This window comes from Nocardioides bigeumensis, assembly GCF_039531755.1.
Lineage (GTDB): Bacteria > Actinomycetota > Actinomycetes > Propionibacteriales > Nocardioidaceae > Nocardioides > Nocardioides bigeumensis.
Genome location: NZ_BAAAQQ010000002.1, coordinates 702,320 through 714,471 on the forward strand (window position 1 = coordinate 702,320; position 12,152 = coordinate 714,471).

The 12,152-nt window shown below is 70.7% G+C and carries 12 protein-coding genes; 3 read left to right on the forward strand and 9 right to left on the reverse strand.

Annotated elements, in window-relative coordinates; translation table 11 throughout:
• Positions 1 to 183: 183 nt before the first annotated feature.
• Genes ABD295_RS04600 through ABD295_RS04615 form a run of 4 tightly spaced genes read right to left on the reverse strand, consistent with a single transcriptional unit; the run spans position 184 to position 4,100 of the window.
• Positions 184 to 594 carry an ATP-binding protein gene (locus ABD295_RS04600; protein WP_344302456.1) on the reverse strand — a complete coding sequence of 137 codons (411 nt, stop codon included), beginning with the start codon at positions 592 to 594 and terminating at the stop codon, positions 184 to 186.
• Positions 584 to 916 carry an STAS domain-containing protein gene (locus ABD295_RS04605; protein ID WP_344302457.1) on the reverse strand — a complete coding sequence of 111 codons (333 nt, stop codon included), beginning with the start codon at positions 914 to 916 and terminating at the stop codon, positions 584 to 586. Before ABD295_RS04605 ends, ABD295_RS04600 begins: the two co-directional genes overlap by 11 nt.
• Entirely contained in the window at positions 916 to 2,919 is a 2,004-nt protein-coding gene (locus tag ABD295_RS04610; protein WP_344302458.1) for a glycosyltransferase family 2 protein, read from the reverse strand. The genes ABD295_RS04605 and ABD295_RS04610 overlap by 1 nt, the downstream gene beginning before the upstream one ends.
• The gene (locus ABD295_RS04615; protein ID WP_344302459.1) at positions 2,916 to 4,100 is read right to left on the reverse strand and encodes a PP2C family protein-serine/threonine phosphatase; all 1,185 of its coding nucleotides are present in this window, start codon (positions 4,098 to 4,100) and stop codon (positions 2,916 to 2,918) included. Before ABD295_RS04615 ends, ABD295_RS04610 begins: the two co-directional genes overlap by 4 nt.
• Positions 4,101 to 4,236: 136 nt before the next feature.
• Between ABD295_RS04615 and ABD295_RS04620 the strand changes: the two genes are divergently transcribed.
• Both ABD295_RS04620 and ABD295_RS04625 read left to right on the forward strand, forming a co-directional pair.
• Entirely contained in the window at positions 4,237 to 5,277 is a 1,041-nt protein-coding gene (locus ABD295_RS04620) for a M28 family metallopeptidase (protein WP_344302460.1), read from the forward strand.
• 84 nt (positions 5,278 to 5,361) lie between these two features.
• Positions 5,362 to 7,008: an MFS transporter gene (locus ABD295_RS04625; RefSeq protein WP_344302461.1), complete on the forward strand. Its 1,647-nt coding sequence runs from the start codon at positions 5,362 to 5,364 to the stop codon at positions 7,006 to 7,008.
• 15 nt (positions 7,009 to 7,023) lie between these two features.
• Here ABD295_RS04625 and ABD295_RS04630 read toward each other — a convergent pair whose 3' ends face one another.
• The 3 genes from ABD295_RS04630 to ABD295_RS04640 all read right to left on the reverse strand — a co-directional run bounded on the left by ABD295_RS04630 (position 7,024) and on the right by ABD295_RS04640 (position 8,689).
• Positions 7,024 to 7,857, reverse strand: a complete 834-nt coding sequence (locus ABD295_RS04630; protein WP_344302463.1) for an EamA family transporter — start codon at positions 7,855 to 7,857, stop codon at positions 7,024 to 7,026.
• A gap of 29 nt (positions 7,858 to 7,886) precedes the next feature.
• On the reverse strand, positions 7,887 to 8,360 hold the full coding sequence (locus ABD295_RS04635) for a DUF456 domain-containing protein (protein ID WP_344302465.1): 474 nt from the start codon (positions 8,358 to 8,360) through the stop codon (positions 7,887 to 7,889).
• Positions 8,361 to 8,455: 95 nt separating this feature from the next.
• Positions 8,456 to 8,689 carry a DUF7455 domain-containing protein gene (locus tag ABD295_RS04640; RefSeq protein ID WP_344302467.1) on the reverse strand — a complete coding sequence of 78 codons (234 nt, stop codon included), beginning with the start codon at positions 8,687 to 8,689 and terminating at the stop codon, positions 8,456 to 8,458.
• Between the two features lie 390 nt (positions 8,690 to 9,079).
• On the opposite strand from ABD295_RS04640, the gene ABD295_RS04645 reads away from it, so the two are divergent.
• Positions 9,080 to 11,143 (forward strand): DNA gyrase/topoisomerase IV subunit B, encoded by a 2,064-nt coding sequence (locus ABD295_RS04645; RefSeq protein WP_344302712.1) that lies wholly within the window; start codon positions 9,080 to 9,082, stop codon positions 11,141 to 11,143.
• Between the two features lie 177 nt (positions 11,144 to 11,320).
• Here the strand turns inward: ABD295_RS04645 and ABD295_RS04650 are convergent, their stop codons facing one another.
• Both ABD295_RS04650 and ABD295_RS04655 read right to left on the reverse strand, forming a co-directional pair.
• Entirely contained in the window at positions 11,321 to 11,851 is a 531-nt protein-coding gene (locus ABD295_RS04650) for a hypothetical protein (RefSeq protein ID WP_344302469.1), read from the reverse strand.
• Entirely contained in the window at positions 11,848 to 12,099 is a 252-nt protein-coding gene (locus tag ABD295_RS04655; protein WP_344302471.1) for a DUF4242 domain-containing protein, read from the reverse strand. The genes ABD295_RS04650 and ABD295_RS04655 overlap by 4 nt, the downstream gene beginning before the upstream one ends.
• Between the last annotated feature and the right edge of the window lie 53 nt (positions 12,100 to 12,152).

The following is a 12,152-nucleotide window of genomic DNA, read 5'->3' on the forward strand; positions in this document are numbered from 1 at the left end:
TGCCCGACCGTGGCGCCGCATCTCGTGCACACGGAAAGGGAGCCAGTAGCGGACCCCGGAACGAACTCGACGGGGTCTTCGAAAGGGTTGCCTTGCAGGACGTCGTCATCAAGTGCCATACCAACCCGTACCCACCGCGCGGCGCTTCAGGTACAGACAGGAGCGCGTCGTGAGGCCCGGCGCTCAGGAGCGGCGGCGCACCATCGCCCAGAGGTTGGCGCTTCCGCGGCGCTCGTACGAGAGCTCGTCGAGCACCTGCGAGGCCATGGCGAACCCGCGGCCGTCCTCGGCGTCTGCGTCCGGCATCGATGCGTCGGCGAGGACCCGGGCGTCCTCGAAGGCCATCCCGTCATCGGCCAGGGTGGCCTCGATGCGGTCGGGTCGAACCTGGATGCTGAACTTCCAGTGCACGCCCCCGGGTGGCCGGCCATGCTCCACGACGTTGCCGGCGATCTCGATGACAGCGGTCTCGAACAGCATCAGGTCGGCCGGCGACACGTCGGGGTGCTGCACGCCCACCTGCTCCAACAGGTCGTGCAGCTCGTCGAGGCCCTCAGGGACGGCCAGTCCGGAGAGGGTGTGGTCACCAGCCACGATGGGCGTCCTCGACCGTCTGGTGTGGTGTCAGCACCCGGTCGAGATTGGTGAGCGCCAGCACCGTGCGCACTTGCTCCGGCGCCGCGGCGATGCGCAGGTCGCCACCGGCCTGGCGCGCCGACTTCAGTCCGCCCACGAGGGCGCCGAGCCCAGAGGAGTCCACGAACGAGGTCTCGGAGAGATCCACCACGATCCTCCTCACCCCGTCGGCGACGGTCTCGTCCACGGCGGCGCGCAACCGTCCGGCAGCGCCCATGTTCAGGCGGCCACTGCAACGCAGCACCGCGACCTGTCCGTCGACCTGCTTCTCGAGCTCCATCAAGCCACCTTCTCCTTGTCGGCCTCCACCACGTCGTGCAGGTCGTCGGGGCCCCGATAGCGAGCCGCCGCGAACAGCACGCTCATCACCAGGATGTCGTACGCCACCCACACGACGTTGACTCCCGTGCCGATGACGCTGGTGGCGGCCCCCGTCCACAGACGGACCACACCGACGACGCAGGCGACCACGAGCACGGCCATCGCGACGAGCTGCCAGCGGATCAGCCGCCATGGGAAGCCGCCGACCGTCTGCTTCGTCTTGGGCGTGACCGCGAAGCCGAGAGGCCGCTTCAGCACGACGTTGGCGAACGCGGTCCAGCACGCGCGGATCCAGAGCGGGAACAGCGCCAGGCTGTACTGGTGGCCGCGCCAGGTCTTCACGCCGTACCCGACGACGAAGAACGTCATCTGGTTGAGCAGCACGTAGGGCAGGAACATCATCAGGAACGTCAATCCGTACGCCTTCACGGGCATGATCCCGAGCACCAGGTAGCACACCGGTGCGGCCAGGAAGACCACGGCGGCGAAGCCCGACAGATAGCTCCACATCGTGGCGAAGTACATGAGCCGCTGCCCGCCGGTGAGACCGCGCTTGGTGAGCGGGTTCTCCTTCAGCAGCACCTGGATCGTGCCCTGGGCCCACCGGAGCCGTTGGGTGAGCATCGTGCCCAGGTCCTCGGGAGCCAGGCCGAAGGCGAGGTTCTCGTGGTGGTAGACCGACTTCCAGCCCAGTGAGTGCAGACGCATGCAGGTGGCCATGTCCTCGGTGACGGAGATCGTCGCGATCGGCATCACCGGCTGGGCTTCGTCGGCACGGTCGACGTCGACGGCCTTGATCAGCGCCCGCACCGACTCGATCGCCCCCAGTGGGGACCAGTCGATGTCACCGAGCTGGGCCAGCGCCAGGTCGTCGACCACGAGCTGGCCGACGGAGCCGTCCACATGCATCGGCAGTCGTGCCACGGCGTCGAGGTCGGCGCGCATCGTGGCCAGGTCCTGCTCGACCACCGCGCGGCTCGCGGCGTCGACCTTGCTCTGGAACGCGTAGGTCACCTCGGCGACGGCGGCCCCGGCGGCGAGCTCTCGGCGAGCCTCGGATGCAGCGGTGCGCACGCTCTGCAGCGCGGCCAGCAGACGTCGGTGTCCTCCGGTGCCGGTGCCGCCCCCTCGGGCCGCGGAGGCCCGCTCCTGGCGCATGGCCTCGGAGACGATCTTGTCCGCGGCCTTCAAGGCATCGCCCACCGCGACCTGCACCTCGTGCACGTAGCCGACGATGCCCAGCTGCATCAGGGCCTCGCGGCGCAGCAGCGCGTTCGAGCCGCAGAAGAACGCGGCGTTCCAGCCGTCCTTGCCCTGCTGGATCGGCCCGTAGAAGAGGGGCGCTTGGCTGCCGAGCGGATCGGAGTCACCGACGTTGGTGAAGAACTGAGGGGTCTGGACCAGGGCCACCAACGGATCGCGGAACCAGCCCAGCGTCTTGTCGAGGATCTCCGGCTCGGGGATCTGGTCGGCATCGAGGATCAGCAGGAACTCGCCCTCGGTCTGGAAGAGCGCGTTGTTGAGGTTGCCCGCCTTGGCGTGCCGGGGCATGTCCTGCCAGGACGGGTGCCGGGTCAGGTAGCCCACCCCCAGCTCGGCGGCGGCAGCGGCCATCTCCGGCCGGTTGCCGTCGTCGAGGATCCAGGTCTTGTGCGGGAAGGTGATCCGCTCGGCCGCCGCGGCGGTGGTGGCCACCATCTCGACCGGCTCGTTGTACGTCGTGATGAGGACGTCGACCGTGGCCTCGGGGTCCGGTGGCGGTGCGGCCCCCCGCTCCTTCATCCGCCAGATCGTCACGGTGAAGAGGAAGGAGTCGATCAGCGCGTAGGTCTCGGCGATGGCCAGCGGCACCCCGATGTACCAGTGCTCCCAGTAGATCGAGAAACCCCAGCGCCATGCGACGTACAACGTCCCCGAGACCAGGGTGAGCAGTGCGAAGACCCTGGTGAGCTGCTTCCTCATGGTGCGGGTCTCGGGTGTGCGGCCGGCTCGCGCCGGACGACGACGGCCGTGATGTCGTCGTCGTGGACGGTGTCGCCACCCACCCCGGTGATCGCGTCGGCCATCGCGCGCGCGTCACGGACGTCGGCGCTCAGCGCGACACCCGCCTGGAGGGCCGCCCCCGCGTCGGGGAAGAGATCGAGGATCCCGTCGGAGACGACGAGGAGGGTGTCGCCGGGTGCCAGCTGCTCGTGGTGCAGCGTCCAGCTGTCCCCGGAGACCGCCCCGAGCGGAAGGTCCCGCGAGGTGAGGCGGCGTACGTCGCCGTGCGTCGGGATGATGATCGCGAGGCCGTGGCCGGCGTCGACGTAGTCGAGCTGGCCGGTCGACGGTGTCAGCCGGGCCGCGAAGAGCGTGCAGAACGTGCCGGTGTCGGAGAAGTCCTCCTCCATCGCCTGGCCCACGAGGCCGATGCTCTCGGTGAGTGGTCCGAAGCGCGACGCGCCCCGGACCACCGAGCGGACACCTGCTGCCACGACCGCAGCCTCCATGCCCTTGCCCATGACGTCGGCCACCGCGATCTGGGCGGTGCCGTCGGGGAGGGTCATCCAGTCGAAGTAGTCGCCGCCGACGTTGCGCGCGGGACGGCACTGGCCGGCAATCTCGTAGCCCGCCACCTCCAGGGGCCGCCGCGGCAGCAATCGTCGCTGCACCTCGCGGGCCTGGGCGCTGTCCGCATCGATCTGGAGCTCCTTCTCCACCCAGTCGGCGAGGTCGCGCAGCATCCGCTGCTCGTCCACGGTGATCTGCCGCGGCCGGTCGTCGATGATGCAGAGAGCCCCGAGCGCCTGACCCGAGGGCCCGTGCAACGGCTCGCCGGCGTAGAAGCGGATGTGCGGGTCGCCGGTGACCAGCGGGTTGTCCGAGAAACGGTCGTCGACCGAGGCGTCGACGACGACCATGGCCTGGTCGCTGTCGACCACGTGAGGGCAGAAGGCCACGTCGCGTGCCATGTCCGCGCCATCGAGGCCGACCATCGCGACGGTGCTCTGCTTCACGTCGTCGACGAGGTTGACCGCGACCGTCGACACGCCGAAGATCGCTTGCGCCAGCCGCACCACCTGGTCGAAGCGGTCGCCGTAGCGAGGATCGCTGCCGTGCGCCACGGTGGCGTCGCGCAGGACAGCTGGAAGGGATGTCATCCGAAAAGGTCCTCCGGGGGGTGAGGGCTTGTCTCCAGCGTAGTCGTGTGCGGCGGGTGGCACTGGACAAACGAGCGGGTCACCGGGCGGTCACGCGAGGCTTCGTCCGTTCGGACCACCTGTCTAGTCTGTTCGGGTGAGCAGGGGCGTCCTGACCTGTGGGCGCGCCGCCGCGAGCGCCTTGTCGATGTTGCTGCTCGCGGCCTGCACAGCCGATGGCGAGCCGGCTGAGGTGGCGGCCGGGGATCCTGGCGCGACGGCGCCGAACAGCGGGTCCGCCACCGCTCGGGCCGAGCCGGTCGAGCCGAGCCCACCCGACGCCAGCCCGTCCCACGCCAGCCCGCCCGTGCCCGAGCCCTCCGCGCCGCGGGTCGTCCCTGGTGACCTACGGGTGGGGCGGGCGGTCCGCGCTGTCCAGCACCTCGCGGGGCAGATCGGCCCACGCCACGGGACCAGCCCGGCCTATCAGCAGGCCGTGCGCTGGGTCAGCAGGGAGCTGCGTGCCCTCGGGTACGACGTCCGCCGACAAGGCTTCGACGCCCCCGCCGGCGTCTCGTGGGGCGTGCCCGTCGACGCCGGCCGCTCGGCCAACGTGATCGCGACGCTTCCGGGTGCGCGGAGCACCGACCGGCACCTGGTGGTCGGGGCGCACCTCGACACCGTGCCGCAGGCGCCGGGGGCCGAGGACAACGCGTCCGGGATCGGCGTGATGCTGGCGGTCGCGGCGGCCTCCGCCGAGCGGCGGACGAGGCTCCCGGTCACGTTCGTCGCCTTCGGAGCCGAGGAACCGCGCGGCCCCGGCGACGCGCACCACCACTACGGGTCGCGCGCCTACGTCGCCTCGCTGGGTCCCGCCGAGAGGCGAGCCGTCGCAGGGATGGTCTCGCTCGACCGCGTCGGCGTCGGCAGCGTCGTCCCGGTCGGGTCCGCGGACCTCGACGGACGCGACCCCCGTCAGCACGCCGTCATCGACGCTGCGCGGCGGGCGCGCGTCCCGGTCGTGGCGACGTACAACCGCTCCAGCGACCACTGGTCGTTCGCTCGCGCCGGCATGCCCGGGGTCCGTCTCGGCAGCACGTCGTACGCCGCCTACCACTCCGCCCAGGACGTCGCGTCCGTCGTGCGGCCGGCGCAGCTCGAACGGGTCGGCAGGCTCGTGCTCGCCTGGTTGCGCTGACGCGGCGCACCACGGGCATTTGCCCGATGTGTATCTGGCCGAGCCGCGTTTGACTCTGGGTGGGTAGACCGGGGAGGGGGTGCGATGACGGGCACTGGCTCGCTCACGACGTCCCGCAGCGCCGTCCTGCGCCGCGCCTGGGCCAACCGCCGCCTGCGCCGGGTCCTGGCGGCCTGTCTGCTCTTCCACGTCGGCGAGTGGGCGTCGTACGTCGCCCTGCTGGTCTACGCCTACGGTGAGGGCGGCATGCGCGCGTCGAGCGCGATCGTGCTGGCGCAGGTCGTGCCCGCTGCCGTGCTGGCCTCGCCAGCAGCGGCGGCGCTGTCGCGGCTGCCCACCGTTCAGGCGCTGGCGCTCGGCTACGTCGCTCAGGCGGTCACCGGGGGCATGGTCGCGGGCGCCCTGCTCCTTGACCTGCCGTTTCCCGTCGTCGCGACCCTGTCGGCGGTCTTCTCCGTCGCCATCACGTTCACCCGGCCGGTCCACTACGCGTTCCTGCCCGAGATCTCCGACACCACCGGCGAGCTCACTGCCGGCAACGCCGCCTCGGGGATCGTCGAGGCGGTGGCCACACTGGCCGGACCTCTGGCGTGCGGCGCACTGGTGGCCGTCTGGTCGCCCGGAGGCGTGCTCGCGGTGATGGCGTCCGGAGCGCTCGTCTCAGCGGCGCTGGTCCCGCGACCCTCACGCCGCGTCGTCAGCGCGGGGGTGGAGGAGGTGTGGGCTGCGGCGCCTCCTCGGCCCGGCGCGACCGCACAGCTGGCCGAGGTCCTCCGCGACCGGCCGGCGCGGGTCCTGTGCGGACTCGTCGGGGCCGAGTACGCGCTCGTGGGGATGATGGACATCCTGCTCGTCGTGCTGGCCTTCGACCGGCTCGGCCTCGATGACTCCGGGCCGGGCTGGCTCAACGCCGCGATCGGCCTCGGGGGTCTCCTGGGCGCTGCGGTGACCTTCGTCCTGGTCGGCCAACGACGGCTGGCGCCGGCCCTGCTGGCGGGCGCCGTGGCCGCCGGGGTGCCGCTCGCCCTCACCGGGCTGATCCCGAGCGTGTGGATCGCGTTGGTCCTCATCGCGCTGGTCGGCGCCGGCAAGACGTTCTTCGACGTCACCCAGCGCACCCTGGTCCACCGGCTCCTGCCCGACCGCCTCCTCGGTGCCGTCTTCGGGGTCCAGGAGGCGCTGATGATGGCCGGGCTGGCCGTGGGCTCGGTGCTCGCCCCGGTGCTCGTGGAGGTCGCCGGACTCGGGGCCGCGTTCGCGGTGGCGGGGCTGCTGTTGCCGTTGGCCTGTCTGCTCGCCCTCCCGCCGCTGTCGCGCCAGGACGCTGCCGCCGCGGTGCCGGCCGACGTGGTGGCACTGCTGCAGGCGGTGCCGATCCTCGCGGTACTGCCGCCGCGCCTGGTCGAGCGCCTGGCGCGGCTGTCCGAACCCGAGGTGGTGGCAGGAGGCTCGGTCGTCGTCGCCGAGGGTCAGCCCGGCAGCCTCTTCTACGTCGTCGAGTCCGGTGAGCTGGCGGTCAGCCACGGGGACGTCGAGGTACGCCGCCTGGGACCCGGGGCCTGGTTCGGCGAGCTGGCGTTGTTGCGCAACTGCGCCCGCACCGCGACGGTCACGGCGGTGTCCGACGTACGCCTGCGAGCGGTCGACAGGGAGACCTTCCTGACGGCTCTCTCCGGGCAGCCGCGCTCCTACGGTGTGGCGCGCGAGCACGCGACCGAGCACTACCGGTGATCGCCGGCGCCGGCGTCAGCCCGAGGCGACCAGCGCCACGGCGGCCAGGCAGAAGATCAGGCCGAACGCCTGGCCACGGTGGACGGCCTCGCGCAGGACCGCTGCGGCCAGCACGACGGTGACCGCGGGATAGAGGCTGGTGATCACGGCCGCGACGGTCAGGAAACCGGTCTGGGTGGCCAGCAGGAAGCTCAGCGTCGCCCCCGCGCCGAGTAGTCCGCTGATGGTGCCCAGGGCGGCCGCCGGGTCGCGGGGGAGCCACGGGACGCCCACCGCGGTGGCGACGACGATCACGGCCAGCGTCGCCACCACCTGGTTGAGCGCCAATGGGAGGAAGCCTGCATCGTCGGGGATCTGGCCCAGGCAGGCGAAGAGACCACCGAAGCCGACGCCGGCGAGGACCCCGTCCACGAACCCCGTCGCCGGCGAGCCACCGCTGCCGCCGGGCTCGCGGGAGACCAGCCAGATGCCGGGCAGCGCGGCGAGGATGCCCAGCCACACCAGCGTCCCGGGACGCTCCCCGGCCAGGACACCGACGAGGACGGGCAGCGCCGCGGCTCCGACGCCCGAGATCGGGGCGACCACGCCCATCCGCCCCGACGACAGACCCCGGTAGAGGAACGCGGTGCCGATGCCGTTGCAGACGCCGGCACCCACGGCCCACAGGTAGTCGGCGCTCTCCGGTGCCCCGCCCATGACCAGCGCGAGCGCGAGGACGGCGAGAGCGCCCGTCGACTGGGCCACCACCACGATGGCCCAGGGGCTGGTGCGCTTGGACAGCGTGCCGCCGACGAAGTCGCCGATCCCGTAGCAGAGCGCAGCCGAGAGGGAGAGGAGCAGGGCGAGCACGGGTCAGGCCGTCCCAGTGTCCGGGCCGGTCACGTCAGCACGACTCCGGTGAGCCAGACCGCCGTCGCGACCGCTCCCGCGGCGAGCTCGATGAGGATGCTCACCCCGAGCGCGCGGAGCGCCGCCTTGGTGGAGGGCCAGGCCTGCTCCGCCCCCACGCGTTGGCGCTCGGCGGCGTACACCCCGAGCGGAAAGCCGACGAAGATGCCCACGACCGGGATCACGAAGAAGCCCACGACCGCCAGCACCCCGCCCACGAGCAGGGTGGAGGTCGGCACGGTCGCCTTCAGCTGCCGGCCAGGGACGAGGTACTTCACGAGCGTGCCGGCGGCCAGCACGGTCGTCGCGACGGCGAAGACGGCCCACGCCGTCGCGCCGGTGGTGTCGATCGCCCAGATCAGGATCGCCCCCATGATCAGGATCGTGCCGGGCAGCACCGGGACCAGGATCCCGATCAGGCCCACCACGATCGCCAGGGCGACGAACAGCTCGACGAGGGTCACAGGGTCAGCGTCCCATCAGCTCGCGCCGGGACCAGAACGGCCCCGGACCATGAGGTCCGGGGCCGCGATGTCTGGGCGTGCGTCGTGACAGTGGGTCAGCCCTGCGGGGCGTCGACGAGCTTGTCGGTCTCGTCGTGGACGACGACGGCGACCTGGCGGAGCTTGTCGCCGTGCTCGCGGGCGTGGTGGGCGCAGAACAGCAGCTCGGCGCCTTCGGCGAGCTCCACGCGAAGGTAGGCCTGGGCGCCGCAACGGTCACAACGGTCGTGGGCGGTCAACGCAGCACTGGGGACTACGGCAGTGGTCACAGTGGCCTCTCTCTGGTTCATCGGTATCCGTTCCAACCGTACGGACCGGGCAAATGTTCCCGGCCGCCGCCTTCTCGGAGCCCGCGTCTGGCCCTACCTCTTGTCGGACGTCTTCATCCCACCACACTCATCGTTCCCGGCCGGGGACCATCCCACGCGTGGAGCCGTCGAACCGTGGCGTGATCGTGACCTGGAGCGGTTGTCCGAAGACGTGTTGCTTGGTGATACGGAGACGGTAGGGGTTCGGATCGGTCTGCGTTCGCAGGTCCGGTGAGCCCGGGCGTGTCGTCTAGACCGCGGGTCTGCGCGGTCTTGGGGGTGGTTCGAAGTAGATTCGACGTACGCCGGTGAGCGACCGGCGCTACGTCTCGACCAGCACCCCTCGACCAGCACAGCGCAGGAGCCAGACCCATCGCCGACAACACCTACAACGCGGCCCACCTCCTCGTCCTGGAGGGGCTGGAGGCGGTCCGCAAGCGCCCGGGCATGTACATCGGGTCCACCGACACCCGCGGGCTGATGCAGTGCCTGTGGGAGATCATCGACAACGGAGTGGACGAGGCGCTCGCGGGCGCCGCGAAGAGCATCGAGGTGACCCTGCACCCCGACGGCTCGGCCGAGGTCTACGACGACGGCCGCGGCATCCCGATCGACAAGGAGCCCAAGACCGGCCTTCCCGGCCTCGAGGTGGTCTACACCAAGCTCCACGCGGGTGGGAAGTTCGGCGGCGGCTCCTACGTCGCCACCGGCGGCCTGCACGGCGTCGGCGCCTCGGTCGTCAACGCGGTCTCGTCCCGGCTCGACGTCGACGTCGACCGGGCGCCGGCGCAGCAGGGCATGTCCTTCCAGCGCGGCGTGCCGGGCGTCTTCGCCGGCGAGGGCCCCGAGGGGTCGTTCACGGCCAGGTCGGGCCTGACCCGCAAGGGCCGCAAGGTCACCAAGTCCAAGACCGGCACCCGGGTGCGCTTCTGGCCGGACCGGCAGATCTTCACCAAGGACGCCGACTTCGTCTTCGAGGGCCTGCTCGGGCGTGCCCGGCAGACCTCCTTCATCGTCCCGGGCCTCGAGCTGGTCATCCGCAACCTGCGCGGGGACACCCCGGTGGAGGAGAAGTTCCGCCACGACGGCGGCATCGCGGAGTTCGCCGAGTACCTCGCCGGCGACGAGCCGGTCACCGACATCCTGCGGCTGCAGGGCTCGGAGACCTTCACCGAGACCGTGCCGATGCTCGACAGCAAGGGTCACATGACCCCGCAGGAGGTCGAGCGGGAGCTGAGCGTGGACGTCGCCCTGCGCTGGGGCACGGGCTACGACACCGAGCTCCGCTCGTTCGTCAACGTCATCGCCACGCCCAAGGGCGGCACCCACGTCAGCGGCTTCGAGACCGCCGTGACGCAGGCGTTCAACGACGTGATGCGCTCGGCCAAGGTGCTCAAGGTCAACGACGACAACGTGATCAAGGACGACGTCCTGGAGGGATTGACCGCCGTGGTGACGGTCCGGCTCGCCGAGCCGCAGTTCGAGGGCCAGACCAAGGAGATCCTCGGCACCCCCGCGGCGCGCGGGATCGTGCGCAAGGTCGTCTCGGCGGAGCTGAAGAAGTTCCTCACCAGCACCAAGCGCGCCGAGAAGGCGCAGGCGCGCCTCGTGATGGAGAAGGTGCTCGGGGCGTCCAAGACGCGCATCGCCGCTCGGCAGCACAAGGAGACGCAGCGCCGCAAGAACGCCCTGGAGTCGTCCGCGCTGCCCGCCAAGCTCGCCGACTGCCGGGCCAACGACAACGACCGCACCGAGCTGTTCATCGTCGAGGGTGACAGCGCGCTCGGCACGGCCAAGCTCGCTCGCGACTCGGAGTTCCAAGCACTTCTCCCGATCCGCGGCAAGATCCTCAACGTCCAGAAGGCCTCGGTCGGCGACATGCTCAAGAACGCCGAGTGCGCCTCGATCATCCAGGTGGTCGGCGCCGGGTCCGGGCGCACCTTCGACCTCGAGGCGCGCCGCTACGGCCGGATCATCTTCATGGCCGACGCCGACTCCGACGGCGCTCACATCCGCTGCCTGCTCGCCACCCTGTTCTTCCGCTACATGCCCGAGCTGGTGCACGAGGGCCGGGTCTACACCGCCGTACCTCCGCTGCACCGCATCGAGCTGACCAACCCCAAGAAGGGGATGGATAAGTACGTCTACACCTACTCCGACGACGAGCTCCAGCGAAAGCTCGCCGAGCTGACCAAGAAGAACGTCCGCTGGAAAGACCCCGTGCAGCGCTACAAGGGCCTCGGCGAGATGGACGCCGACCAGCTGGCGGAGACCACGATGGACCCCCGCCACCGGACCCTGCGGCGCCTCACCATCGACTCCGCCGAGTCCGCGTCCGACGTCTTCGAGCTGCTGATGGGCTCCGACGTGGCGCCGCGCAAGGAGTTCATCGTGCAGGGTGCCTACGAGGTCGACGTCGAGGCGCTCGACGCCTGATCCTCTTCCCCGTCGGGGTCAAGGGCGCCGGTTAGACTCGCGACATGTTCGGAGTCGGCATCGCCGAGATCGTCGTCATCCTCGTGGTCGTGCTGGCCCTGTTCGTCGGGATCTCACTGGCCATGCGCATGAGCGGCCGTTCGCGCTGACCTCCTTGGCGCGGCGCGAGTGGCGTGCTCAGGCGGGGCAGGACACGTCCGGGTTGTAGTCGGCGTACAGGCCGGCCGGGTTGTCCTTCCAGGCCCACAGGTGCAGCTCGTAGAACGCCGGGATGCCGTAGCGGTTGCCGGCGGGCACGAGCGTGAACTTCTGGCCCTTGAGCGACGGCTTGCCTGACGGGTGCTCGGCCCGCCATGCGGACTTGAAGACGATGTACTCCAGCGCCACCAGCTTGAGCTTGCCGTTGGCCGCCGGCTCGTAGACCAGGGCCTCTGGCTTGCGCGACTTGACCTTGGCGTCGCCGACGCGCTTGCCGTGGACGTAGTGCACTCCCATACCGCCGTCGTGGTGGTGCTCGATGCAAGTGAGCCCCTCGGCGTCGGCGAACAGGCCGTAGCCGTCGGCCTCTGCCTTCGCGACCGACTTGTACGGCGCCGTTGCGTCTCGGACCTCGTCGACCCAGGTGGCCGCCGAGGCCTGAGGTCCGGTGAGCGCGGCCGCGAGCAGGCCCAAAGCCAGGGTCGGGGCGAGGAGGCGACGGACGCTCATGACCCCTCCTTGACCTCGAAGATGTCCTGCGCGACCAGGCCGTGCGCCTCGCGGTGCACAGTCGCGGCGGCGTCGGACGACGGCGCCTCGGCCAGGCAGAAGATGGTGCCGCCGGCCTCGTCGACCCAGTAGCGCAGGTACTTCACGTCGTACTTGTCCTGGTGCTGCAGGTCGGCCATGTGGGCCTTGGCGACGTCGTCGATGGTGACGCTGTCGTCGAGTCGGTGGACGTCCATGAAGAGTGGCATGGGAGTTCCTTCCGGGTTTTGTGTCCCTGGTGTTCGGGTGCTCCGAACGTAGG

What these genes read in the sequence shown, in the direction of transcription:
- ABD295_RS04605 (WP_344302457.1), bottom strand. Translation starts at nt 916, where the DNA reads ATGGAGCTCGAGAAGCAGGTCGACGGACAGGTCGCGGTGCTGCGTTGC.
- ABD295_RS04610 (WP_344302458.1), bottom strand. Translation starts at nt 2,919, where the DNA reads ATGAGGAAGCAGCTCACCAGGGTCTTCGCACTGCTCACCCTGGTCTCG.
- ABD295_RS04615 (WP_344302459.1), bottom strand. Translation starts at nt 4,100, where the DNA reads ATGACATCCCTTCCAGCTGTCCTGCGCGACGCCACCGTGGCGCACGGC.
- ABD295_RS04625 (WP_344302461.1), top strand. Translation starts at nt 5,362, where the DNA reads ATGACGGGCACTGGCTCGCTCACGACGTCCCGCAGCGCCGTCCTGCGC.
- ABD295_RS04640 (WP_344302467.1), bottom strand. Translation starts at nt 8,689, where the DNA reads ATGAACCAGAGAGAGGCCACTGTGACCACTGCCGTAGTCCCCAGTGCT.
- ABD295_RS04650 (WP_344302469.1), bottom strand. Translation starts at nt 11,851, where the DNA reads ATGAGCGTCCGTCGCCTCCTCGCCCCGACCCTGGCTTTGGGCCTGCTC.
- ABD295_RS04655 (WP_344302471.1), bottom strand. Translation starts at nt 12,099, where the DNA reads ATGCCACTCTTCATGGACGTCCACCGACTCGACGACAGCGTCACCATC.